Here is a 655-nt window from a genome sequence, read left to right as displayed (position 1 = left end):
GGTCACCGTCAGCGTGTCACCATCGGCATCCATGTCGTTGTTGAGCACGTCAATGATCACAGGCGTGTTTACCGGCGTATCGGCAAAGTCGGAATCCGCGTCCGGCGGCGTGTTCGGGTCTTCACCCACTGTCACCGTAACCGTCGCCGTGTCGGTGTTACCGTTGGCGTCCGTGATCGTGTATTCGAACGTGTCCGTGCCTTCAAAGCCGTCAGCTGGCGTGTAGTTCAGCGTGCCATCGGCGTTCTCGGTGATCGTGCCGCCGTTGGCAGACGTACCATCGAAGTCCGTGACCTCGAACGTATCGCCTTCCGGATCCGTGTCATTGCCCAGAACATCAATCGCCACAGGCGTGTTGAAGTCTGTCGTTGCGTCGTCATCGACCGCATCAACCGTGTTGTCAGACACCGCAACCGTCACAGTGCCTGTGTCCGTCAGGCCGTCTTCGTCCTCAACCGTGTACTCAAACACCGCATCGCCCGTGAAGCCGTCTTCCGGCGTGAACGTTACCGTTCCGTCGTCGTTCAGCGTCACCGTGCCGTTGGCAACATCAACCGTCTCGCCCGGCTGGATCGGCTGACCGTCGATCTCCGTGATCGTCAGGTTCGCATTGTCACCGTCCGGATCATCGTCATTGCCCAGAAGATCAAGCACA

The 655-nt window shown here is 59.1% G+C and carries 1 protein-coding gene; it reads right to left on the bottom strand.

The window, feature by feature from the left end; translation table 11 throughout:
* A partial coding sequence (locus ACFQ14_RS14340; RefSeq protein ID WP_377213445.1) for an Ig-like domain-containing protein occupies positions 1–655 on the bottom strand: 655 nt, incomplete at both ends.

The organism is Pseudahrensia aquimaris, assembly GCF_042676045.1.
In the GTDB taxonomy this organism is placed as follows: Bacteria; Pseudomonadota; Alphaproteobacteria; order Rhizobiales; family Rhizobiaceae; genus Pseudahrensia; species Pseudahrensia aquimaris.
The sequence above is the reverse complement of the archived record's forward strand: the minus strand, read 5'-3'. Positions and strand labels throughout refer to the sequence as shown.